The following is a 24,462-nucleotide window of genomic DNA, read 5'->3' as shown; positions in this document are numbered from 1 at the left end:
AAACGCCGCGTATGAATTGTGTGAAAAAAAAAGCGGGGCGACCAAAGTCGCCCCGCTTCCTACGTCCCTACTCTGACAAGTCAGGTTCCGTTCTCAATCTCCTTCGGTTTCGAAGGCCAGTCCATCAGCCTCTCTCATGCGCTCGATGACACTTTCGAGCGGCGCGAACACCGGTCCAGTCAGTCCAACGATCGGCGAAATCGAAATACTGATGGCTCGCCGAGCTCCGTCCGGCCAATCCGGCATCGACAGGCCTGCGACCAGCCGCCGGATCAACTGTCCGCATTCCGACAGCAACTGATTCGCCGTGGAATGCAACGTCTCGAGGGAGATCTCGAGATCGGTCGTTACGAGCTGCCCTGCTGAATCTCTCCAGGCAGCGTCCCCTACGGCCCCACGCTCCGGCCAGATGCCGAGATGCCGAATGGCCTCGGTTCTGTTGCCGTCATTCGATCGGTGTGACTCGACGGCTGCCGCAAGCGCCAACGCAAGCGCCTCCGGATTTGGTTCCCCGTACAACGTCACGATGTCTCGCGACGGCCGCTCGTGTGAATGCAACGGCGACGGGACGGAGTTCACATGCGCCAGCACCGGCGAGTGATCGGGGTTCTCCTCGAGCATCACGAGGATGTCCATGCCCCCCTCCTGTATGTGGTACTGCTGGTCCTGCGGGTCCTGCTCGACCATCCCTACTACCTCGACGATTCCGGACGCATCGAAGTTTCGGCCAACGATGCGCACCCTGAAGCGTCAACAGGATTCGACCCGCAACGCTCCACGATGTTCCTTGTTTAACCGTCGTGCAGTGGCTTCGGTCACATGACGCTCAGATCGCTGTACGAGTCGCTGTACCAGTCGCTGTACGAGCCATCGAGCGCGATCGGAGCGCGCGCACGCAGGAGACTTTTGAGCCTGTTTACTCAGGCAATTCGGGCATTTCGCCAGGGAAAAAGGCAAAGCGCATGCCCACTACGAGCGATATCGCCAGGACGACCGAAACCACGATCCGATCGCCCAGCGGCAGGACCGTCGCGACGCCGCGGCCCGTGGACCACGCGATGAGCCACGACAACACGAGCGACGCGCATGCCACGACCACGGCGGCGAAGATTCGGCGCCATCGCGCGCGCCTCACGAGCCACACGAACGCGGCGCTCCACAACATCGTCACCGCGACGTGCAGCACGACGCCGCTGAACACGAGGCCGACCTCGCCCCCACTCGGCGTTCGATGAAAGAGCGCGGAGCTGATCTCGGCGAAGGGAATGCCGGCGCTGCCCAATCGGCGGCCGGCCGCGATGAGCGCGCCCGTGGTCGCGGCGGAAGCCACCGTGCCGACGACGATGCTGGAGGTCGGGGAGGTGGAAACGGGCAGGGCTTGCACGCACAAAAGCAAGCGATGTGATCGAGAGGACTCAAGGCCCGCGGTCCAGCATCGCGCCAAGAGGGGGCGAGCGGGGAACGATGTCGCAAAACGTCGCACGTTCACGCGCCAGTCTTGCCCGTCTCCGCCCAGCCCGTATGTTTTGACCCGATGCAGGCCGCCACGCACCTCGCCACGATCCTGGTCGTCGAAGACAGTCCCGACCTCGTTGCCCTCCTCGAGCGCGTGCTAGGCGAGAGTGGATACGACGTCAGCTCGGCCAAGGATGGCGAGTCGGGGCTGTCGAGCGCGCTCGAGAACGAGCCGGATCTTCTGATCCTGGACGTCGGCCTGCCGCGTCGCAACGGCTTCGAGGTCGTCCAGGAGCTGCGCCGCAAAGGCGTCAACGCGCCGACATTGATGTTGACGGGGCGCGGCGAGGTTGCGGATCGCATCACCGGCCTGGACGCAGGCGCCGACGATTATCTCACCAAACCATTCGATACTGACGAGTTGGTGGCGCGAGTACGCGCGCTCTTGCGGCGCTCGGCCACCAGTGGCCGGGTACCAAGGTTGTGTGTCGGAGATTTGGTGTTGGATCAGCTGACGCGCGAGGTCTCGCGCGGTGGCCGTCAGCTGGGCCTGACGCAGCGTGAGTTTTCGCTGCTCGAGTTCTTCATGCGGAACGCGGGCCGGCCGCTGTCGAGGGCGCTGATCGCGAAGCAGGTGTGGCGGCAGACGCCCGTGAATGGCGAGGACACGAACATCGTCGATGTGTACGTCGCTTATCTGCGGAAGAAGCTCGATGCGGAAGGGGAAGAGCCGCTGTTGCAGACCGTGCGCGGAGTCGGGTATGTGCTCAAGACGTCGGGGAGCGCCGAGCAAGGGTAAGGCGCGCCGCCTAAGGTTTTGGGTTGCCGTTCTCGTCGACGATGACGATGGGAGCGATGTCGGCCCGACGCAGTAAAGGCTCGAGAGTTTTGCGGTCGCCCGCGACGACGATGGTGAGGTGGCCGGGGTCGATGTAGCGCTCCGCGGCACGAGTAACCTTTTCGGGCGATAGGCCTCTGACTGCGCGAACGTACTGTTCGAGATCACGCAGTTCACCCCCGTAACGAACGGCCTCGGCGACCTGCGACGCGACTGAGTCTGTGGTTTCGAACCTCGTCGGCAGCGACGCTACCGCAACTCCTTCGGCAAAATCGAGTTCCTTCGCCGTAACAGGAGACGGCCCGCGAACGTCGCGCAGTGCGCCTAGCCACGCAATCAATGCGCTATCGACCTTCACCGCATCGACAGATGCCGAACCGGCCTGGATTGAGCGTTGTGGGGTTGGACGCCAATCGACTCCGTACGGAATCCCGGCGTACATGAAGCCGCGCCTGTCGCGCAACTCGACCTGGAGCCGGCTCCCGCCTACCTGTCCGAGAATATCGGCAAGGACATCTACCGCCGGCATCACTGCCGTGTCTCGTTGCGGGCCGAGTTGGCCCACCAGGATGGACGTTCGCAATCGTCCGGGAACATCGACCAGGTAGATGGTCGTGGGTGTCGCGGCATTCACGGGAAATTCCGACGGGCGAGTCTCCATAGCCGATGTCACGATCCATTTGCCGAACGCGGATTTCGCGAACGCGAATGCCTGCGTCGGCATGACGTCGCCGACAATGATGACGGTCGTGCGTGAGGGCCGAATTGCCGTCTTGTAGAATGAGACGACGTCAGCGCGCGTCAATGCATCCACGCTCGCGGGTGTCGCCGTGCGGCGCGCAGGATTGCCAGGTGCGAGCAAGATGCTGAAGAAGACACGTACGGGTGCCGTCGCGGCATACTGGCTTTGCACGCGTTGCGCTATTGCGGACTTCGCGCGCGCAACTCCATCCTCTGGAAATGACGGACGTTCTATGATCTGGCCGAGGAGGAGGATCGCCGCACGGAAATTGTTCGTCGTGGTCGTAAAACGCGTTGGCGAAATGTGCGTGCCGAGCATCGCCTCGCTGTCGCTCAGTTCCTGCTCGGGAACCTTGTCTGTCGCATCGGCCATGGTAGACGTCATCAGCTCACTTAGACCCTCCTTTCCGGTTGGGTCATCGAGTGAGTCGACTCCGAGCATCACCCGCACGGATACGATTGGAAGCGAGTGGTTCTCGACCGCGAGAACGCGGACACCGTTTTGCAAAGTCGTCGCGTGGACGACCGGTACCGCGAAATCAGAGATCACTCGTGGTCCGACCGTGGTCGGCGACTGGGCACGAACGACGGGTGCGCGCGCGGTTCCGGCCCAGACTGACATGCCGAACACCCACGCCCGCATCGGCCAGCTCATTGCGGCCTCGTTCGGCCATGCGCAACCGGCGTGACATCGTCATAGGGCAACTCTGGCTTGCTGATATCCGCCAGCTTTCCGGCGGGAACCATGCTGACGACTACACGCGAAGGCCCGAGGAACTGACGCGCTGCTTTTTGAACGTCAGCCGGAGCGATCGAGAACGCTCGAGCGATTTGCTTCGAATACGTCTGCGGGTCATGTGTCCACATCTCGCTCTGCGCCAAAGTATCAGTCCTCGCCGATCTGGGTTGCAGGGCAGTGACTGCCGTTACGCTGTTGAGGTTCGCGAATGCCTCCAATTCAGAGGGCCGAATTGGAGTTGCCGCCAAATCCGCGATGACGCTATCGACGACGCGTTCGATCCGACTGAGGGACGCACCGGGACGTGCCGTGACATCGATGACGAACATTCCTTCGGATTGGAAATCGTACAATTCCGCGTGAACGAACGTCGCGAGCGGTTCTTTGCGCATAAGCGCCTCGGCCAGACGGCCGAATCGGCTGAAACCATACTTATCGCCGCTCATGACGCCGGCGAGCGCGTACAGCGGCATCTTTTGCGGACTCGAGAAACCAACCGCTCGCCACGCAAAGCGAAGTCGGCTCGTGTTGGCGCGCGGGCCCTGAATGACCAGGCGTCGCTCACCGCGAAGCTGGGTCGCCGACGACAGGCGACGCGCTCGGATTTGCGCGCGAGGAATTGGCTCGAAGTACCGCCGAAGAAGGCGAGCAACCGAGTCCGTCGCGAAGTCGCCGCTTATCGCGACAATGGCGTTGTTTGGGCGATAGTACTCCGCACAAAAGTCGACCACTGTCTCCAGCCGCGCCGTGTCGAGATCCGCGAGTGGAGCGAGCGGTGGCGAGTGCAGCGGATCATCCTTTGGAAAAATGGCCTCGCGCGTAATGTCGACCGACTCGCCAAACGGCACGTTGTCGACCCGCAGGGTTCGCTCCTGGCGGATGACCGAACGAATCGAATTGAAATGTTGAGAGTCAACGCGCGCGAACGGAGCGGCCATCCGAGCCGCTTCAAAAGCCAGCACAGTCTCGAGCTTGTCGCTCGGTATCGTTTCGTAGTACTGCGTATACTCCGCCGCAGTGGTCGCCCACGCCCCACGGCGTCCGCCTGAAACCGCACCTATCGATCTGAGAAACGTTGACGCCGCATCCGACCCGTTCGGCGAGGAGAGTCCCATCAGATGTTCACAGGCGTGGGCGAATCCAGCCTGACCCGGATTCTCATCCGCCGAACCGACGCGATACCAGACGTCGACGGCTGCGACGGGCGCGGACCGATCTTCATTCAGAAGAACGGTTAGGCCATTGCCGAGAACGAGCCGCGTTGTCGCTAGTGAGACGCGGGAGCGTTGCTGCTGCGACGCAGCCGGGGTCCCGACTGCTGCGATGAGTAAGACAGCAACAGGCCAACAACGACCGTCACGGCGAAACACGACGAAGCTCCTCATGTACCTAGACCGCAATTCGCGGCGAACGACATTGGCGATGGAGCGCGAGAACGACAAGCACCCATACAAAAAAAGGCCCCGGCGGATAACCGCCGGGGCCTCGGGTATTCCATGACGGGGTCACGGGCCGGTAAGCTGGTCCTGTTGACCACTGACATCGACGCACCAGTCACTGTTGTACTGCGTCGGCGTGCACTGTTCGCCAGTGAAAATGTTATATCCGCTGAAGTGCTTGATTCTCCGCCACACGCGGCCCGTCATCAGACTGATGTGAGTGATCGCCGTGGGATCGGTGACATAGTCCGCGACGCGAGCGCCGCCGAGCGTCGACGAGTACGCCATCGCTAACGGACCAAGTGCCTGCGGATGTGCCGCGTAATAATTGCGATTCGCGACGATGATCGGAGCGTAGATGTCGGTCGCGATCGTAACGGTCGCATTTGGCGAAAACCGGAGTTCCGGCTGGAAGTCCACGGAAACGCCGGACCACGAGAGTCCGAGAGTCGCGTGCACCTTCACCGATTGTCCGGCGGCGAGCGTCGCGCACGGTGCATCCCACTGGCCAGCGCTGTAGTTCGCGGTCGCGGGATCGCAAACGGAATTCGCCGGGAAATTGACCGTGTATACGCCGGCGACCGAGAACGTGCCGCCCCTCGACGTCAGCGTAAAATCGCTGCCGAAGTTGCCAGCTAGCGAAAGATCGAAAGACGGAGCACGGTCAGTCGGCAGCAGCGTTGAAGACGCCGAGCTCGGAGCAACCGTGGAGTCGCCACAAGCAGCGGCCGCAAGAATTGCCGCGGTCGCGGCCAGGTTTCTGAAAGTCACGCGCATTAGGAAGGAGCTAAGAAGGGGGGGACAACTTCGTCCGACCTCGAACGACGAGGAAGCTGCCCACGAAGATACGGCTTTCGTCCAATTAACGCCAGCCTGAAAGCAACTTCTGTGTCGAAAATCACTCCGCTGTCAAGACATCGTAACGCCTTGTCATTTCCGGATATCCGAGGCTCCGCACCTTCACTGAGTACCGATCTACGGACAGATTGACCCGTGCCGGGTCGATGCGGCGAAGCGAATCGGCACAAATGGCCGTTAGCCAAGCCGCATTGTAAACGTCGGTCGCCTCAGCGAGGGCGACAGCCCGGTCAAATCGGGACAAGGCGTCCCGATCGCGACCGGCCGCGGCAGCCGTTCGAATGATCAAAGCCTCAGCGATTTCGCGTCCCTGGAACCAGTTGGGCCGGTCCTCGATCAACGACTCGACCTCGCGCGCCGCCATTTGTGCCGTGTCAAGCCGACCCAGCTCTAGGGCACATATGCCGCTCCCAGCGATCGCTCCAAGCTGGATTTCGTACTGCCCAATTCGTTCAGCCAATGGCCGAGTCGCCTCGTAAAGTTCTCCGGCCGATTCCCACAAGCCGAGCTCGCGCTCGACGTGCGCCATATTGTAGAGCGCGGCTAACTGAAACTCACTGTGTTTAACGGCTGCGAAAAGTGCCAGCGCTTCGCCGAAGAGCTCTCGCGCGCGGTCATATTCTCCGCACTTTTGGAGCAGAACGCCGAGATTCACAGCAGCGGACCCCCACAAGTCCGGGATCCCTGCCGCCTTCGCAACGGAGATAGAGCGCGCGAACGCGTTCTGCGCTTCTTCGAGCCGCGCTTCGAATTGCGCCGCGTTCCCCATGTTGCCGTAACTGCGAGCCTGCCCGCGAACATCACCGACGCTTTCGTACAGATCGAGTGCGCGCTCGTAGGCGGCCAAGGCCTGCGCCGGCGACTCGGATGCCATCGAATTTCCCAATCGGTTCAATGCATCGCCGAGGAGCGCCGGGTCGTCGATGTTCTCGGCCATCGCGACACATTCCGTCGCGATCCGCGCGGCAGTCGCTTGATCGCCCAGCCGTCCGTACGTCTGCGATGTCATCATCAACAACGCGACACGCTCGTGCCCGAAGCCGAGACGCTTCGCTTCATCATCAAGCTTGACCAATGCGTCGAGTGTGATCCGCGCCGGCTGCCCCAACTCCATCCGCGCCCGCTCCCGCATCCGCCGCAACGTCAACGCCCGTCGCTCATCCTGTTGCCCTTCAAACCACTCGATCGCCAGGTCGCACAATTCTTCGACTTCATCGTGATGCCCGAGCGTCTCCGCGATGTGCGCAAGCGCAATTCTGATCTCGGCGAGCTCGCCCGGTGTGGTCGAATTCCGCGCTGCGATCTGCAGATAGTCACGCGCCGCCACGTGCGCATAGACACTCTCCGCCGCCCGCGCCGCCGCCTGCCCCGCGCGATACGCCTCTCCATGCACCTCCGCCGCATCATAGTGCAGCGCAATCTCCCCCAGCCGATCCGGCCGCCGCTTCTCCAACGCCTGCGCCACCCGATAATGCAGCTGCCTCACCTGATGCGACGGCACCGCCGCGACCAGCACCTCCGCGATCTCATCATGATCGAACGCGTACGCCCCGGTCTTTCGATCATTCGTCGCCCGCAGCAATCCGGCATTCACCGCCTCCGAGATCGCCAGCCGCACCGCGGGCTCGCTCCCCGCCGCCGCCGCCACCAATAGCCCAACGTCGAACTCGCGCCCGACGATCGCCGCGGTACCCAAGACCGCCTGCGTGCTCGACGAAAACCGCGCGACACGCCTCGCGAGCAGCGCCCGCCGGCCCGCCGGCAACCGCAGCTCCGACACCGGGCTCCACTCCCAGCGGCTGCCATTCCACCAGATGGCCCCCTCCTCTCCCAGCGCGCGCAACAACTGCGCGATGAACAGCGGGTTGCCCTCGGTGTGGCGGTACAAGAACGCTAAAAACTCGCGCGCCACCTGCTGGCGATGAAACGCCGCCTCCAGCCACTGCTTCACTTCGTCGCGCGTCAGACGCGACAGCGTGATCTCGCGCGAGAAATCGTGGCGCGCGAGCATCTGCCGATACGTCGATCCCTCGTACGCCGAGTCGGGGCGATGCGCCAGACAGATCATCATGCGGTCGACGTCGAGCTGCGACAGTAAATGCTCCAGCGCGTCCCACGTGGTGCCGTCGGCCCACTGCATCTCGTCGAGCACGATCACCAGCGGACGATTCGCCGCCAGCGCACGCACATAGTCCGTGAGCTCACCCAACAGACGATACTGGCTGCCCGTGTGGCCGCTCGTCTCACTCGAGCGCAGCGAGCTCTCCAGGTGATGCAGCTCCTGCCATTCCTTGTCCGGCGCCGTCGGGAAGCGATGCGTCGCGCGCAAAAACGACTGCCACACGCCATACGGCTTCCGCACGGCGAGATCGGGACTCGCGACACTCACGAACAACCCGCCGCGCAAGCGCACCTCGCCCTCGAGCTGCCGGAGCAGCGTCGCGGTGCCAAGGCCTGCCTCGCCGAATACGGAGACCACGCGCGGCTGTCCCGACGCGGCCTCGTCGAGCCACCGAACCAACAGCCCGAGCTCCTGCGCGCGACCGGCAAAGCGATCGATCGACAGCGGGCGATGCAGCCACTCGTGATGCGGCAGCGGAGCCGCCGCGGCGCCGTCCCTTCCCTGCGCCTGAATGCGCACGAGCGCCGTTCCGGCAGCGCTCGACACGGCGTCGAAGGCGTGACCGTGCTCCGGCGCCGACGCTGACCCCACCGAGAGAGTGAGCTGGCCCAGGCCTTCGCCGAACGCGTGAATGCGCACCGCGGCGCAGAGGCGATCACCCGCCGCCCGTCCATCCTCGGCGGCGGCGCCCGGGATGACGACGATCAACCGGTCGCCCAAGCGACCAACCATGTCATCCTCGCGCAGCGTGTGCCGAAGCACTTCCGCCACCGCGCCGATCGCCGACTCGGCAGGCGGCAGCACCCCTGCTGGCGCCGGCGACGGGTCGACTTCAGCGACGAGGACAGCCACGGGCTGCCGCGGCGCGGCGCCCGCGACGGCTGCCTGCGCGGCGGCGACGAACTCATCCGACGTACGATAAAAATGAGGCACTACCGACGGGACAGGCGGGAAGGCGGTTGCAGCCGACATCGACCCGTCGGCACTCTCTCAAACCGTAGGATGGCGTTGGGCGAGGCGCAAGAGTGTGGCAGCGTGTGATCTACCGCACGACGAATTGTGACACGCCGTCGCCAGAACGGAGAGTCTTAGCGTGAAAGCAGGTTAACGCGTCGAGGCAGCCAGGCGTCTACCCTCCAGTCACATCGATCCACGTTGATTGGAATCTTCATGCGAAGCATCCGACATCTCTCCGCATCGCTCGTTGCCGTCGCGGCGGCCGCCTGCGCGTCGCGCGCCACGACGGTTTCGACGCCGGCGTCCACCGGCGCGTCCGCTCGGCCCCCGGTCAACGCGACGGTCAGCGCTCCGCCGATGGCCTCGTCCGGTCCGATGCAAATCGGCGATCTCCTGCCCGACGAACAGATTCAGCAAGTGCTCAACCGCTTGACCTTCGGCGCCCGCCCCGGCGACGTCGAAACCGTGCGCGCGATGGGCATCGAGAACTGGATCGACCGGCAGCTTCACCCCGAGCGCATTCCGGACGCAGCCACCGATTCGCTGATGACGCACTACGCGATTTACGGCGTGCCGACCAGCGACATCGTCAACGACTACACCGTCGCGCAGAAGCTGCAGCGGCAGGTGAAGGCCAAGGCGTCCGCCGACAGCGACATGAACAAGAAGGACGTGCGGCGGGAAGCGCTGGCCGACAATCAGCAGCTCGCGCAACTCGTTCGGCAGAATCAACAGCTCGTCGGACAGATCGCATCGGAGAAGGTGGCGCGCGCCGTGACCACCGACCGGCAGCTCGACGAAGTCATGGTCGACTTCTGGGAGAACCACTTCAGCGTGTTCGCGGGCAAGGGACAGACACGTCTCTTTCTCCCGCAATACGAACGCGACGTCATTCGCCCACACGCGCTCGGCAAGTTCCGCGACCTGCTGGGCGCCGTGGCCAAGAGTCCGGCGATGTTGTTCTTCCTCGACAATTGGCAAAGTGCCGCCGACTCGACGCATGCGACGCTCGCGGCGCGCGGACGTGGTGGACGCGGCGGGCGGCCCGGCATCATCGCGCGGCGGCCGGCGATTCTGACTGGTCAAAACATTCCAGCGAACGTGCCGCCGGCGATTCGCCAGCAACTCGAAAACGCGACGCCGGAGCAGCGGCAGCAAATCATTCAACGCCTGCAGCAGCAGGCGCGGCGCGGCCTCAATGAGAACTACGCCCGCGAGCTGATGGAGCTCCACACCCTCGGCGTCGACGGCGGGTACACGCAGAAGGACGTGCAGGAAGTCGCGCGCGCGCTCACCGGCTGGACGTTCAATCGGCAGACGGGCCAGTTCGTCTTCAATCCCGCCATTCACGACGCCGACCAAAAGACGATTCTGGGACACACGTTCCCCGCCGGACACGGCGAGGATGAAGGCGAAGAGGTGCTCGACATCGTCGCGCACGCGCCGGCGACCGCGCACTTCATCACGACGAAGCTCGCGCGCCACTTCGTGTCGGACGATCCGCCGAAGGCGCTCGTCGACCGCTGCGCGAACACGTTCACGAAGACCGACGGCGACATTCGCGAAACATTGCGCTGCATCGTCGTGTCGCCGGAGTTCTTCAGCCGAGCGGCGTATCGCTCGAAGGTGAAGACGCCGTTCGAGCTCGTGACCAGCGCGCTGCGCGCCGTGAACGCGCAGCCGGATACGACGCCGCGCAGCTCGCAGCTCGTCGCGCGCCTTGGTGAGCCGATCTTCGGTCACCAGACGCCCGAAGGCTGGCCCGACCGCGCCGACGCGTGGATGAACACGGGCGCGATTCTCAATCGCATCAACTTCGGTCTGGCGCTCGCCGCCGGACAGATTCCGAACGCACGGCTCAACAACTGGCCGCAATTCGCGACACTCCGCACTCAACCGCGCGACCAGCAGGTCGACGGCGTCGTGAAATCATTACTCGGTGGTCAGGTGTCGACCGAAACACGCGATGTCCTGCTGAGCGGCGAGAACCCGCTCGCGAAGAATGCGCCGAACGACATGGGCAGCATGACCGATCCGAATGTCATGGCGGACACGGCGACGATGGCGCCCGCGCGCGCCCGCGCGGCGGGGCTGGGCAACAAAGCGGCGCTTGGACGAGGCCGCGGTGCGAATCAACCGATTGGCGGCACGCGGCCGATCAACCTGCAGGGCTTGCCGCAAGTCGTCGGACTGGCGCTGGGCTCGCCGGAATTTCAAAGACGCTAATAGCAGTCGACAGCCGTCAATGCAGACGATGAGGATACTGGAATGAAACGCCGAGTGTTCATGAAGTCGGGCGCGATGGCGCTGGCGACGATGGGGTTGAATCCCTCGTTCCTTCGCCGCACGGTCTTCGCGCAGGATCTGGTCAAGGGTGCGGCGCTCAACGGCAACGGACGCGGGAAGGTGCTGGTCGTGCTCTTCCAGCGCGGCGCGGCCGATGCGCTCAACGTCGTCGTACCGCACGGCGAACGAGCGTACTACAGCATGCGTCCGACGATCGCGATCCCGCGTCCCGTCTCCGGCGCCGCGCAAACCGCGATCGACCTCGACGGATTCTTCGGCTTGCATCCATCTCTCTCGCCGTTCAAGCGACTCTGGGACGACGGCATTCTCGCACCCGTCCACGCCGTCGGCAGTCCAAGCAATACGCGCTCGCACTTCGACGCGCAGGACTACATGGAAAGCGGAACACCCGACAACAAAGGCACGAGAGACGGCTGGCTCAATCGTTATCTCGCCGTGAAGGGCACGTGCGACGAATGCCACTTGAACGACGCGGGCGCGCACGCCAAGGGCTCGCCGTTCCAGGCGGTGGCGATGACTCCGCAGACGCCGCGCATTCTCGAGGGCAACGCGGCGACCGTCGCTATGAACTCGCTCGACGAATTCACGATTCGCACGAACGGCACGCAGGCCGAGCGGCTCGAGGCACTGTACCGCACGGGGAACGCCGACGTGGTGCATGCCGCGGGCGGCGAGATGTTCGAAGCGATGAAGATCCTCAAGACGGCGAATCCGCAGCAGTACATCCCGCAGAACGGCGCGACGTATCCGAACTCGCCGTTCGGACAGCACCTGAAGCAGATCGCGCAGCTCATCAAGGCCGATGTCGGATTGGAGATCGCGTTCGCGGACGTCGGCGGCTGGGACACGCACGTCAATCAGGGCGGTGCCACGGGCCAGCTCGCCGGGCGGCTCGATGATTTCTCGCGGTCGATCGCGTCCCTCGTGCAGGATCTTGGGCCACGCATGTCCGACGTCACGATCCTCACGATGTCCGAGTTCGGGCGCACGGCGCACCAGAACGGCAACGGTGGGACGGATCATGGCCACGCGACGTCGATGTTCGTCATCGGTGGCGACGTGAAGGGCCGCAAGGTCCACGGCAAGTGGCCGGGGCTCGAGCCCGAGCAGTTGAACGAGGGCCGAGATCTCGCGCTGACGACCGACTTCCGCTCGGTCTTCTCGGAAGTAGCGTTCAAGCACTTGGGCGCCGCGAAGATGGAGGCCGTGTTCCCCGGGTTCACGGGCGACCAGTCGAAGTGGCTCGGCGTGCTCTGAGATGCTGAATTTATAATACCAATATACTAGTATCAGATCTCGCATGCGGGACGCCGGAGACGGCGTCCCGCGTTTGCCATCACGGCTTCACGACCTCGAACGCGCTGGACGGGACGCGCGAGAACGTCGCCAGCTCGGTCTCGTCCCACCGCGTGTCCGACGCGCCCTGGAAGAACCAGCCGCTGCCGTTGTCCGCGACCAGCATGCCGTACTTCATCATCGCGCGCAGCACCGTCCGCACCGTCGGCGAAAATCCCGTGGTGTCGAAGTTCGCCTTGAGCCGCACACGCATGCCCATTGGCGGCAGCGCGCTACTCGTGTCGCTGCTCGTGAAATGGCGCGCCGGAGCGACGAATGCCTTCCGCGTGCGAGGGCAGGTGAATCGCAGCGCGTGGTTGATCGCGTGCTGCTCGACCGCCTCGTCGTAGCGCACGAGCCCCGGGAAGATCGGCAGGCCGGCCGCGTCGGCCGACGTGAAGCCCGCGGGACGCAGCGCATCTGAATTGAGGTCGAACACGGCGCCCGAGCCGGCGTGCCAGCTCATGCCGCCGTTCAACGGATGCGCATCAAACAATTCGTACAGTTTCCATGCGCTCACATCGACGACGATCACGTGTCGATCGCCGCCCGCGCTCGGCCCGCCTTCGATGGGCGCATTCGGCGGAATCGGATACGGCCCGGGATCACTCTCGTCGGGAATGTCGAACGACACCGGCACCCTGGGTTGGCCGTCGAAGACGAGCACGTATGGAATCCCGTTCGGCTGGCCATTGAACGTGGTGCCAAAATCCTGGTGCAGATTGGCGGTGCCGCACGACGCGATGAGCCGTGCCGAATTGGGATCGACCGGCGCGGCGCTGATGTCGGTGTTCCACGCATTATCCGCGGGAAACGGCCGCCGCCCCTCGAGCGAACCGCCGATGACCGGCGGCTTCACGACGGTGTGCACCGACGCGATCGACGTCGGCGCTGAATCGCACGCCGCGGCCGCGAGCGCTGCCACGAGCGCGCAAACGACCGCGGCGAGAATGACGATGGAACGCATGATGGTAGGCTGCCTCCACCGAGGACGACATGCCGTGACCACGGTCACCGGCGACCGTGCCGCCGTTCACGGCATGCTGGACGCCGATCGCTGAATGATCGTGGCGGCGCTCGCGGGGCGCGCCCATCGTCGCATTCCCTTCCCGGAGGAACGTATGCGGCGCTCACTTGGGCTCATCGGAGTGCTTCTCGCGTCGGCGCACGGCTCGGCCCAACAGCCATCGCCGGCCGTCACGCGGGAAATATTCGCGGCGCGCGACTCGGTATGGCGCGCCTGGTTCGCGAACGACACGGCGCTCTTGCGACGCGTGCTTCCCGCCGCGGCCGTCGCCGCGGAGGGCAGACCGGAGGCACAATGGGCCGATCGCGGCACCATCATGGGCCAGTCGCGCGACTTCGCCCGCTCCGGAGCGCGGCTCGACGGCATCACTTTCGAGAATACTCGAGTCACCCTCGACGGCGACGTCGCGCTCGTGACGTCCAACTACCGTCTCGTCATGCGAGGAGATCGGCGCGTCGACTCGACGCGCGGCCACGCCGTGGAGTTGTTCGTGCACGATCGCGGCCGATGGGTAAATCCGTTTTGGCGATTGGGGCCCGTTACGCCACCGGGCCGCGAGATTCCCCTCCCCGATACCCTCGGCGCCAACTTCCCGATCGCCGACAGCGCCACGAAACAAGCAACACTCGCGGATTACGATGCGCTCATGGGCGTGTGGGAATTCCGATTCCAGAGTCGAACTCCGGACGGAACCTTTTCGCCGGCCTTTCCCGGGCATTGGGCATTCAAGAAGAAGCCGGGCGGCCGCCTCATCGAGGATCGCTGGCGTCCCGACAACCCCACGCAGCCGATGGAGGCAGGCACGTATACGTATCGCACGTTCGATCCCAACCGGCAGATCTGGCGAATCATCGGCATGAACTCCAACGGCGGCGAATTCGCGCTTGGCTTGACGTGGACCGACGGCACCGATCGCCTGGCGATTCAGCACGACGGCAACGCCATCATGCGCATTCGCTACATGGCGATCGCGCCGAATCATTTCCTGTGGCGCGCGGATCGCACCACGGACGGCGGTCGCACCTGGCTGCTCGACGCATGGACGATGGAGGCGAAGCGAATCGCGAAGTGAGCGATCACGTTCGCGCGCGCACCGCGGCCGCGACGGCCGCCCGACGGCGCCTCGACACGGCGACCTTGGCGCCGGAGCCGAGCAAGGCAACGATCTCGCCGCCGTCGCGCCGCTGGAGTGCGCGAACTGCCGCGAGCCGCACCAATGCGCTCCGGTGCGCGCGAACGAATCCGTGCGCGCCGACGCGCGCTTCCAGATCGTCCAGGGACTCTCGAAGCAGATAACTACGCGCGCCAACCCAAACGCGTGCGTAGTAATCGGCGGCTTCGATCCAGTCGATCTCGCGCAAATTGACCACGACGGCACCGCGCGCGGTCGAAACGACGATCGCCGGTTCACGCGCGTCCCGGCCGCCCGCCTCGAGCCGCCGCGCGACGCGCTTGATCGTCGCGGTAAAGCGTGATTCGCTCACCGGCTTCACGAGGTAGTCGAGCGCCTCGGCGTCGAACGCACGCAGCGCGAATTGATCGTACGCCGTCAGGAAGACGACGACCGGCATGTGCTCGGGAGAACGTCGGCGGATGACTTCGAAGCCGTCCACCTCGGGCATTTGCACGTCGAGAAACACCATGTCCGGCGCGAGCGAGTCGAGCGACGACAACACTTCGCGGCCGTCGCGACATTCGCCGACGACGATAAACTCTGGAAATGCCGCCAGCAATTGCCGGACGCCGCGGCGCGCCGCCGGCTCATCGTCCGCGATCAGCACGCGCCATTTACCGTTGGGCATCCGTCACCGTGTTGAGCAAAAGCTCATGATACGGAATGACGAGACGCGCAATCGTCCCGCGTGCGGGCGCCGCCGTGACGTCGAGCGATGCGCGTTCGCCGTACAACGTGCGGAGACGCTCGCGCGTGTTCTCCAGTCCGTGGCCTGCCGCGCGCACGTCGGCCATGAGTCCGCCGCCGTCGTCAGTCACGATCAGCTCGAGCGAATCACCGCGGCGCCGGACTGCAATCTCGACCACGCCCGCGCCGGTCCGACGCGAGATGCCATGACGCACCGCGTTCTCCACGAGATGCTGCAGCGCGAAGCTTGGCACCGCGGCGGAGAGCAGCTGTTCGTCGACGCCGAATCGCGGATCGAGACGGTCCGAGAAGCGTGCCTGCTCCACGGCGAGATACTCGCGCACCAGATCGAGCTCGTCGGCAAGCGACACTTCGCTGGCGCCCGTGCGGCTGAGCGTGCGGCGCAGCACATCGCTCAAATGCTCGATGACGGCTGTCGCCCGCGGCGCGTCGTTGTCGCGCACGAGCACCGCGACGGTGTTCAAGCTGTTGAACAGGAAGTGCGGATTGAGCTGCGCCTGGAGCGTCGCGAGCTTCGCTCCGGTCAACTGCTCGGCCATCCGAGCCAATTGCGTTTCGCGATCGCGCGCCTCGCTGAAGTAGCGGATCGCGTGCTCGATGCCGACCATCGCGAGATACACCGACGCGCCGAACGGCAGCGTCGTGAGAATCCAGCTGGCGTACCAGTGCGCGAAGCCCCCGTCGAACTTGCCGCGCGAGATCAGGGCGCGGAGCACCGCGCCGGCAGACGCCCACGCAACGCAAAACAGAAGCGACATGGCGAGATGCCGCGGGATGTTGCGCTTCCACGTCTTTCTCATGAGCGGCCAACGCGCCGACAATCGGAAAATCAGCGGCGTGAACGCGCCGTACATCAGCCAATCGATGCTCGAGAACAGCACCGCGCCCCACTCGAGCGTCCCACCCCATACCGCGTGTTGGCCAATCGTATCGACGGCGCCGAGGATGGCGGGAATGATCCAGGCGGCGGCGACGATCATCCAGGGTTGTACGCGGCGCGGCATTTTCACGCCGCCATGCTACGCGCCGCGCGTGCGCGGCGCAACGCCGTTTACGGCACAGCCAGGACCGTTCGCCGCATGCCGGTTGCCGACGACGGGTATGAGGCGCAGCATTTGAGTCTTCTCAGACGGAGCGTGGCCGTGGGTGCGACGAGTGCAGCGGGCGTGACGACTCGTGAAGCAGGCCTGACGACGTACAGCGCCGATACCGCGCCGTCGCGCGCATCGAGTCGCATCGGGTCTATTGACGTCGTGCGTGGTCTCATCATGGTGTTGATGGCCATCGACCATGTTCGCGTCTATTCGGGCGTGCCGGCAGGCGGTCCGACGCCGGGCGTCTTCTTCACGCGATGGGTCACGCACTTCTGCGCGCCAGGATTCGCGTTCTTCGCCGGAACGAGCGCCTTCCTGTATGGCCGGAAGCGCGATCCATCGACGCTCGCACGTTTCCTCGTCGAGCGCGGCCCGATTCTCGTCGCGCTCGAGCTCACCTATCTCCACGTCGCGTGGACGTTTGGCTTCAACTTCAGCACCATGCTCGCGGGCGTCATCTGGATGCTCGGCTGGTGCATGGTGATTCTCGCTGCATTCGTTCGGCTCTCCCCCGCAACCGTCGGCGGAATTGGCGTCGGCATCATGGCGCTGCAGACGCTCATGCGTCCGCTCGCACAGGCGTTCCCCGCGGCGAAGGTAGTGTGGCAGTTTTTGTATCTCGGCGGCGGAGCGCATGTTGGCGTCGACGTGATCGTGCTGTACAACATCATTCCGTGGATCGGCGTGATGATGGCCGGATACGGGTTCGGCGCCATCATGGTGCGCGAGCCGGCCGATCGTGATCGCTGGTGCCTGCGGATCGGCGTGACGATGACAGCGCTTTTTCTCGTGGTCGGCAGCTTTCTGGCCGCGACTCATGCGCAGGATGGCGTCCCGTTCCTGTTCCGGCTCCTCGGCCAGAACAAGTACCGCGATTCACAGTTGTTCCTGCTGATGACGCTCGGGCCGACGATCGCCGTCCTCCCATACGCGGACCGCGCGCGGGGGCGGGTCTCGCGCGCCCTTGCGACATTTGGCCGCGTGCCGATGTTTTACTATCTACTGCACATTCCGCTGATTCACGCGCTCTCGCTCGTCGCGTGGAAGTTGCGCGACGGGACGACGCACTTCGGTTGGTTCGCGAATGCGCCGTATGTCGAGACGCCGAACAATCAGCGGTGGAGCTTGTTGCTGCTGTACGTCGTATACGCCGTCGTCATCGCACTGGCATATCCGCTTTGCCGGTGGTACGGTGAGATCAAGCGCCGAAATCCGCAGAGCATTCTCAAGTACTTCTAGTTTCAAGTACTTCTAGGTTCCAGTCGCCACCCTGGCCGAGTGCGGGGCTTGCATGAGTAAACAACCGCCCCCGCCCGCTCCGCCGCCTCGCACGTCGCGTCAGCGATACGCCGCGTTCGTGGAGGATTACAAGCGCGGGCGGCTCGACGAGTCGATCGACGCGCAGAACAGCGGGTCGAAGGTGCCCGAGCCGGCGCCGGCGCCGGAAGTCGAGCGTCCGAAAGGGATTCTGAAAGGGCTGCGGAAGGGTTCGCGTCGGCAGTATGCGCGCGACTATCTGCGTTGGCTGCGCCCACATCGGCGCGCGGTCGCCGTCGTGTTCGTGCTGTCGCTGATCACCGCCGGCATGCAGATGGTCGAGCCCCTCTTTCTGCGGTACATCACCGATCACGTGCTGCTGAATCAGGCGTTGGGTCTTGCAGCGCGTATCGCGCGGCTGAATCTCGCCGGCATGACGTTCCTGGCCGTCGTGATCGTTTCGGCGTTGATCGGCGTGGTGAAGGACTATCGCCAGCGCATCCTGAACGTTCGGATGATGCTGACGTTGCGGCGGTCATTGTATCAGCGGCTGCTGCACCTGCCGCTGCCGAAGCTGTGGGACATGAAGACCGGCGGCATCCTGTCGCGCATCTCGGGCGATGTGGAGACGACCACCGGCCTGTTCCAGATGGCCGTGCTTTCGCCCGTGCTGTCGCTCGCGCGTCTCGTGTTCGCGATGAGCGTTCTCTTCACGCTCAACTGGCGTCTCGCGCTCACGGCGATGGCGCTCATCCCCGGCGTCATGCTGTTGAGCTTCGTCTTCGCGCGGCGCGTGCGCCCCATCTACCGCGTCGTCCGAAAGGATTCGGAGATCATCGACGGCCGGGTCGGCGAGACGTTCTCCGGTATTCGGGTGGTGCGTGCGTTCCGGCGCGAGATGGCGGAGTTGCTGGAGTACATGCGCGGGCGGCATGGGATTCTGCGCAAGGAACTGTTCGCGCATCGGCGGGAGCTCGTGCTGTGGACCTCGTGGGGGCTGCTGCTGAGCGCCGTGAACGTCGTGATCGTGTGGTACGGCGGTTGGCTCAACCTCAACCGCCGCGCCTCCGTCGGCGACATCATGGCGTTCCAGTGGTACACGATGCTGCTCCTCAATCCGGTATGGAACATCGTGAACTCGTTCTCCGAGCTGCAACGCGCGCTCGCCGCCATGGAGCGTGTGTTCGAAGTGCTCGGCATGGAGGATGACAAGCCGGATCGACCGCATGCGACCAACGCTCCACGGCATGTCGAGGAGATTCGGTTCGAGGATGTCGAATTTGAGTATCGTGAAGGCCGGCCCGTCGTTCGCGACTTCAACGTCAGCGTGCGCGGCGGCTCCGTGGTGGCGCTGGTTGGACGGAGCGGCGCCGGCAAGACGACGGTTACCGATCTGGTCGCGCGCTTCCATGACCCGACGCGCGGACGAATTCTGCTCAACGACGTCGACATTCGCGACTTTCGGCTGCGAACCTACCGCGATCTGTTGGCCATCGTGCAACAGGACGTGTTCCTGTTCGACGGGTCCGTTCGCGAGAACATCGCCTACGGACGGCACGACGCGAGCGACGCGGACATCCTCGATGCCGCGCGGCGAGCGAACGCGCACGAGTTCATCCTCGAGCTGCCCGAAGGCTACGAGACGTTCATCGGCGAGCGCGGCGTGAAGCTGTCGGGCGGCCAGCAGCAGCGCCTCGCCATTGCGCGCGCCTTTCTCAAGGCGCCGCAGATTCTCATCCTCGACGAGGCGACGAGCAATCTCGATACCGAAAGCGAGCAGCTCATCCAGGCGTCGATGTCCACGTTGCTCGCGGGCCGCACGACCTTCGTGATCGCGCATCGGCTGTCGACCGTTCGGCGCGCCGACCTGATCCTCCTCCTCGAGGACGGGCGCATCACCGAACGCGGCACGCACGTGGAGCTGATGGCGGCTCGCGGCGTCTATTATGGAATGGTCATGCGGCAAATGGAGGCCGCCGAGCATCAGGCCGAAGAAGTGCTGCGATGATCGATGCGACGTTGCGTGACTCGTTTCTCGAGGCATCGTTCTGGCACGGCGACATCGAGACGCCGCGCGCCGTGCTCGAAGCGCACCCGGAGCTGGCGAATCTCGACATTTTCACCGCGGCCACAGTCGGCAATCACGAGGCGGTCCGGCGGTTCATCGCAAGCGATCCCTCTCTGGCCACGGCCAAGGGCGGCCCGCGCAACGTCGATGCGCTGACGTACCTGTGCTTCTCGCGTTTTCTGGCGCACGATCGCGAACGCTCGGATGATTTCGTGCAAACCGCCGCCGCACTGCTCGACGCCGGCGCCGATCCCAACGGCGGCTTCTTCGACTCGGCACACTCTCCCGCGCCGACGCGCGAGAGCGTGTTGTATGGCGCGGCGGGCGTCGCGCGTCACGCCGGAATCACGCGGCTGCTGATCGAACGCGGCGCCGATCCCAACGATGACGAAGTGCCGTACCATTCGCCGGAATCGTACGACAACGACGCGTTCAAGATATTGCTCGACAGCGGCAAGATGACGCCCGACAGTCTCAGCATGATGCTGCTGCGCAAAACCGATTGGCACGACGTCGACGGTGTGCGTCTCGTACTCGACACCGGTGCCCGGGTCAATCAACTCACGCGATGGGGCAAGACCGCGCTGCACAACGCCGTCATCAGCGACAACGACCTCGGCATCATCGATCTGCTGCTCGACCGCGGCGCGGACCCGACCATCGTCGCCGACGACCTTGGCCACGGCGGGCCTGCCCGTGAAGGAATGTCCGCGATCTCCATCGCCGCGCGCCGCGGTCGCGCCGATATTCTCGCGTCGCTCGAACGACGCGGCGTGGCCGTCGAGTTTCATGGCGTCGAGCGACTCATCGCCGCGTGCGCGCGCGCCGATGCAGCCGAAGCAACGCGCATCGCGCGCTCAGAGCCGGCGCTCGTCGAACAGATCGTCGCGGGCGCCGGTTTGCTCCTCTGCGAGTTCGCCGGCGTCGACAACGCTCGAGGCATCGCGCTGCTCCTCGATCTCGGCGCGCCAATCGATGCGCCGTACGAGCACGCGGACGGCTACTTCGACGTGACGCCGAAATCGACCGCACTGCATAATGCCGCATGGCGCGCCTCACACGACACCGTGGAGCTGCTGGTGAAGCGCGGCGCGAACGTCAATGCGCTCGACAGCAAGGGTCGCTCGCCGCTCGTCCAAGCCGTGCGTGGCGCGACGCAGTCATACTGGCAGCGGCGACGCTCACCGCGTTCGGTACGCGCGTTGCTCGACGCCGGCGCAAACACAAGCGGCGTATCCGTCCCTACCGGATACGCCGCGATCGACGAGCTGCTTGCCGCGCGATGATTACGGTTTCGTCATCTTGAAGTTGCTGACGATGACTTCCGTATTGTGCGCGCTGCGAATGCCGTAGACGCCGTCGGTGGACTTGAGCTTGCCCGTGCCGACGACGGCCGACTTGTCGTAGCTCGCGACTTCCTTGCCGTTGATCGAGCACGTGACCTTGTCGCCCTTCACCGACATCGCGATGTCCTGCGTCACCGGCTCATCCTTGCCCGCCGCCTTGTGTACGGCGTCATCGGCGCCGCCGCGGCCATTCATGTTGAACGTGCCGCGCTGCGTACCCGGCGCGAAGCCGCGGACGATGAACGTGCCGTTGCCGTACGCTTCACAGTAGAGCAAGCTCTCCTGGTCGGTGCCGAGATCGTTGCCGCCGATCACGATGCCGTACGGATGCGGGTGGTCGTTCAGGTTCATGTACTTCGGTTCCGAGAACGTCGCCGACACGGTGTAGTCGCCGCTCGCCTTGTTCGCCGGATTCCAGTACGTGATCGCCGGTCCGGTCGTGATGTGAAAGCTCTTTCCTTCGGCCGCGAAGCGCGCGTTCTTCTCCGTCATGCCTTGACCGGCCTCACGCGCGTCGACCTTCGCCTGCCACCCGTTGACGAAAATGCCGCCGTTGGCGACCGACTTCGACGATTCATCCATGCCCTGCGCGGCGAGCGCAGCGGGCACGATCGCAGCGGCGATCAGCGCGAAATTGTAGATGCGACGCATGTGTTGCCTCTCGATGGGGAGTTGGAAGAGCCGAAGACAATATGGCGAGTGGCTAGCCGTGACGGGAGACTGTTCGAAGACGCCCATACGCCCATACGCCCGCCTTACCAATGAATGATCTTCCTCAAAATGTTTCCAATGCCTTTGGCCGCTTGCGAGATCGGATCGTTGTTCCCGCCCTGCGTCGTGACGTTGCCATTCGCATCCACGGCGATTTGCCCCTCCGGCATTCCCGTATGCAGGTGACAGGTCTCCTGCGGCTCGGTACCCGGCTTGTACCATTCCCTGACGCGGCGCGGACACCATTCGGTGGCAAGCTCGCCGCTCTCGGGATCGACCACCGCGGACACCATGCCCTGCGGCACCGCGAAGCTCGAACCGCGCGGCTCATGCCAGCCCGCCTGATAAAACTCGGCCCACGCCGGCGCGGCCAACCGGCCTCCGCTCGGGTTGGTGCTGATCTGCCGCGGTGTGTCGTACCCGAACCAGATGCCGGCCACGAGCGTCGGTGTGAATCCAACGAACCACACGTCGTTGCCTTCATTGGTGGTGCCGGTCTTCCCCGCCACCTGCCCCTGCACGCCGTAATCGCGCACGGCCTTGCCCGTGCCGTAGTTCACGACACCCTGCAGCATCTCGTTGACTTCATAGGCATCGCGCGGATCCATCGCCGCCGTGTGCTGCCGCTCCTCGGTGCTCCAGAGCAGCGTCCCGTCCGGCGCCTCGATGCGCGCCACCAGCCGCGGCTGCACGCGATAGCCGCCGTTCGCGAATGGTGCATATGCGGTCACCAGCTCGAGCGGCGTCACGCCTTCGGCGCCCAACGCGATTGATGGAACTGGTGTTAAAGGACTGGTAATGCCGTTGCGCCGCGCCGCGGCGATCACCGCCTTCTCGCCAACCGCGCGGCTCACGCGCACCGTCGCCGAGTTCGCCGACAGAATGAGCGCCCGCGCGAACGTGATGCGCCCCGCATAGTTGTTGCTGTAGTTCACCGGCTGCCAGACCTGCCGGCCGATCTGCACCTGCACCGGATCGTCGTCCACCTCGGTGCCGGGACTGTAGCCCGCCGCGATCGCCGCCGAATACACGAAGGGCTTGAAGGTCGACCCGGGCTGACGCCGAGCGTAGAACGCGCGGTTGAACTCCCGGCGCTGCGTGCGCCGCCCCGGAACGACCGCGCGAATGTCGCCCGTCGTCGGATCGAGCGCCACGAGCGCACCCTGCGCCTCGTCGGTGACGTGGCCCATCGACTCGCGCGTCTCCTGCGTGATCTCGGCGATGTGCTTCAGCACCGTGCGGTCCGCCGCGCGCTGCGCCGTGAAATCCAGCGTCGTGTAGACGTTCACGTCGCCTTCCTTCAACACGTCCGGCATCACGGAGTCCACCAGCGCACGCACGGCGTCCAACGCACTCGGCTCATTCGCGATCGACGGCCGCCATTCGGTGTCGGCAATGCGCAGCGGCACTGCCTGCGACGCTTGCGCCTGCGCGGCGGTGATGAATCCCTGCTGCGCCATCAATCCGAGCACGAGATTCCGGCGCTGCTCGGCCTTGTCGGGATTGCGGCGCGGCGTGTACGTCGACGGAGCCTTGGGCAGCGCGGCGAGCAGTGCGCCTTCCGACAGGGTCAGCTTGTCGACGTTCTTGCCGAAGAGATCGAGACTCGCCGCCTCGATTCCGTTCACGCCGTTGCCGAGGTAGATGACGTTGAGGTAGTGCTCGAGGATCTGGTCCTTCGTCAACTCTCGCTCGAGCAGCCGCGAGATGCGCACCTCGATCAGCTTTCGCCGCATCGACCGCCCGTGATAGCGATCCTCGAGAAAGCTGTTGTGCGCCACCTGCATGGTGATCGTGCTGAAACCCTGCCGCACACCGCCCGCGCTCAGGTTCGTGAACACCGCGCGCAGCACGCCCTTCCAGTCGAGCCCGTTATGTTGGTAGAAACGGCGATCTTCGGTCGCGATGAATGCGTTGCGCACCGGAACCGGCACGACGCTGATCGGGACGTTGACGCGGCGCACGTTTTCCAAGTGGCCGAGGAGCCGATTGTTGCGATCGTAAACGTTGCCGCCTTCGCTGGGATGGAAGGCGCGAATCTCGGACGGGCTTGGGCATCCGTAGAAACCGCACGTGCCCAGCCAGGTATCGAACAGGATGACGCCGGCGCAGGCGAGCGCCAGCAGACCCAACCATGCCCAATGCCGCCGAATCCAGCGGCGTGGCGGATCGGCGGGGTTGGGACGCAAACGCCGCTTGAGCGTGTCGATTCGGCCGGCGATCGGGGTGTCGTTCACGCGTGGTTAAGAGTCGTCGAGCGCTATGATTTTGGTACGGTCTTCGCTC

Annotated in this window: 18 protein-coding genes; 7 read left to right on the top strand and 11 right to left on the bottom strand. The window is 64.5% G+C overall.

What is annotated here, in order from left to right:
* Window positions 1–93: 93 nt before the first annotated feature.
* Entirely contained in the window at window positions 94–741 is a 648-nt protein-coding gene (locus VN706_14840) for a hypothetical protein (protein HXT16914.1), read from the bottom strand.
* A gap of 175 nt (window positions 742–916) precedes the next feature.
* Window positions 917–1,384: a hypothetical protein gene (locus tag VN706_14835; protein HXT16913.1), complete on the bottom strand. Its 468-nt coding sequence runs from the start codon at window positions 1,382–1,384 to the stop codon at window positions 917–919.
* 150 nt (window positions 1,385–1,534) lie between these two features.
* On the opposite strand from VN706_14835, the gene VN706_14830 reads away from it, so the two are divergent.
* Window positions 1,535–2,254, top strand: coding sequence for a response regulator transcription factor (locus VN706_14830; protein ID HXT16912.1), 720 nt, complete (start codon window positions 1,535–1,537; stop codon window positions 2,252–2,254).
* A gap of 10 nt (window positions 2,255–2,264) precedes the next feature.
* On the opposite strand, the gene VN706_14825 is transcribed toward VN706_14830, so the two are convergent.
* The 4 genes from VN706_14825 to VN706_14810 form a co-directional block, all read right to left on the bottom strand.
* A complete protein-coding gene (locus tag VN706_14825) occupies window positions 2,265–3,476 on the bottom strand; it encodes a pitrilysin family protein (protein HXT16911.1) in 1,212 nt (403 codons plus the stop codon).
* Between the two features lie 209 nt (window positions 3,477–3,685).
* On the bottom strand, window positions 3,686–4,711 hold the full coding sequence (locus tag VN706_14820; protein HXT16910.1) for an insulinase family protein: 1,026 nt from the start codon (window positions 4,709–4,711) through the stop codon (window positions 3,686–3,688).
* 567 nt (window positions 4,712–5,278) lie between these two features.
* Complete coding sequence (locus tag VN706_14815) at window positions 5,279–5,983, bottom strand: hypothetical protein (protein ID HXT16909.1); 705 nt, start codon at window positions 5,981–5,983, stop codon at window positions 5,279–5,281.
* 127 nt (window positions 5,984–6,110) lie between these two features.
* Complete coding sequence (locus VN706_14810; protein HXT16908.1) at window positions 6,111–9,125, bottom strand: AAA family ATPase; 3,015 nt, start codon at window positions 9,123–9,125, stop codon at window positions 6,111–6,113.
* Between the two features lie 237 nt (window positions 9,126–9,362).
* Here VN706_14810 and VN706_14805 point away from each other — a divergent pair, with 237 nt between their 5' ends.
* Both VN706_14805 and VN706_14800 read left to right on the top strand, forming a co-directional pair.
* The gene (locus tag VN706_14805) at window positions 9,363–11,375 is read left to right on the top strand and encodes a DUF1800 domain-containing protein (GenBank protein ID HXT16907.1); all 2,013 of its coding nucleotides are present in this window, start codon (window positions 9,363–9,365) and stop codon (window positions 11,373–11,375) included.
* A 42-nt stretch (window positions 11,376–11,417) separates the two neighbouring features.
* Window positions 11,418–12,713 (top strand): DUF1501 domain-containing protein, encoded by a 1,296-nt coding sequence (locus tag VN706_14800; protein HXT16906.1) that lies wholly within the window; start codon window positions 11,418–11,420, stop codon window positions 12,711–12,713.
* A gap of 79 nt (window positions 12,714–12,792) precedes the next feature.
* Here the strand turns inward: VN706_14800 and VN706_14795 are convergent, their stop codons facing one another.
* The gene (locus VN706_14795) at window positions 12,793–13,758 is read right to left on the bottom strand and encodes a hypothetical protein (GenBank protein ID HXT16905.1); all 966 of its coding nucleotides are present in this window, start codon (window positions 13,756–13,758) and stop codon (window positions 12,793–12,795) included.
* 154 nt (window positions 13,759–13,912) lie between these two features.
* Here VN706_14795 and VN706_14790 point away from each other — a divergent pair, with 154 nt between their 5' ends.
* Complete coding sequence (locus VN706_14790; protein ID HXT16904.1) at window positions 13,913–14,890, top strand: nuclear transport factor 2 family protein; 978 nt, start codon at window positions 13,913–13,915, stop codon at window positions 14,888–14,890.
* A 4-nt stretch (window positions 14,891–14,894) separates the two neighbouring features.
* Here the strand turns inward: VN706_14790 and VN706_14785 are convergent, their stop codons facing one another.
* Both VN706_14785 and VN706_14780 read right to left on the bottom strand, forming a co-directional pair.
* The gene (locus VN706_14785) at window positions 14,895–15,620 is read right to left on the bottom strand and encodes a LytTR family DNA-binding domain-containing protein (protein HXT16903.1); all 726 of its coding nucleotides are present in this window, start codon (window positions 15,618–15,620) and stop codon (window positions 14,895–14,897) included.
* Window positions 15,607–16,704: a histidine kinase gene (locus VN706_14780; protein ID HXT16902.1), complete on the bottom strand. Its 1,098-nt coding sequence runs from the start codon at window positions 16,702–16,704 to the stop codon at window positions 15,607–15,609. Before VN706_14780 ends, VN706_14785 begins: the two co-directional genes overlap by 14 nt.
* A 75-nt stretch (window positions 16,705–16,779) precedes the next feature.
* Here VN706_14780 and VN706_14775 point away from each other — a divergent pair, with 75 nt between their 5' ends.
* From VN706_14775 to VN706_14765, 3 genes are read left to right on the top strand one after another with little or no spacing between them, the layout of a single operon-like run.
* Complete coding sequence (locus VN706_14775) at window positions 16,780–18,033, top strand: heparan-alpha-glucosaminide N-acetyltransferase domain-containing protein (GenBank protein HXT16901.1); 1,254 nt, start codon at window positions 16,780–16,782, stop codon at window positions 18,031–18,033.
* Window positions 18,034–18,085: 52 nt separating this feature from the next.
* Window positions 18,086–20,059, top strand: coding sequence for an ABC transporter ATP-binding protein (locus VN706_14770; GenBank protein HXT16900.1), 1,974 nt, complete (start codon window positions 18,086–18,088; stop codon window positions 20,057–20,059).
* Entirely contained in the window at window positions 20,056–21,405 is a 1,350-nt protein-coding gene (locus tag VN706_14765) for a hypothetical protein (GenBank protein ID HXT16899.1), read from the top strand. Before VN706_14770 ends, VN706_14765 begins: the two co-directional genes overlap by 4 nt.
* Here VN706_14765 and VN706_14760 read toward each other — a convergent pair whose 3' ends face one another.
* The gene (locus VN706_14760; GenBank protein ID HXT16898.1) at window positions 21,406–22,116 is read right to left on the bottom strand and encodes a hypothetical protein; all 711 of its coding nucleotides are present in this window, start codon (window positions 22,114–22,116) and stop codon (window positions 21,406–21,408) included.
* A 104-nt stretch (window positions 22,117–22,220) separates the two neighbouring features.
* A complete protein-coding gene (locus VN706_14755; GenBank protein HXT16897.1) occupies window positions 22,221–24,413 on the bottom strand; it encodes a PBP1A family penicillin-binding protein in 2,193 nt (730 codons plus the stop codon).
* Window positions 24,414–24,462: the final 49 nt, after the last annotated feature.

This window comes from Gemmatimonadaceae bacterium (assembly GCA_035606695.1).
Lineage (GTDB): Bacteria > Gemmatimonadota > Gemmatimonadetes > Gemmatimonadales > Gemmatimonadaceae > JAQBQB01.
This window is presented reverse-complemented; position numbering and strand designations above follow the sequence as displayed.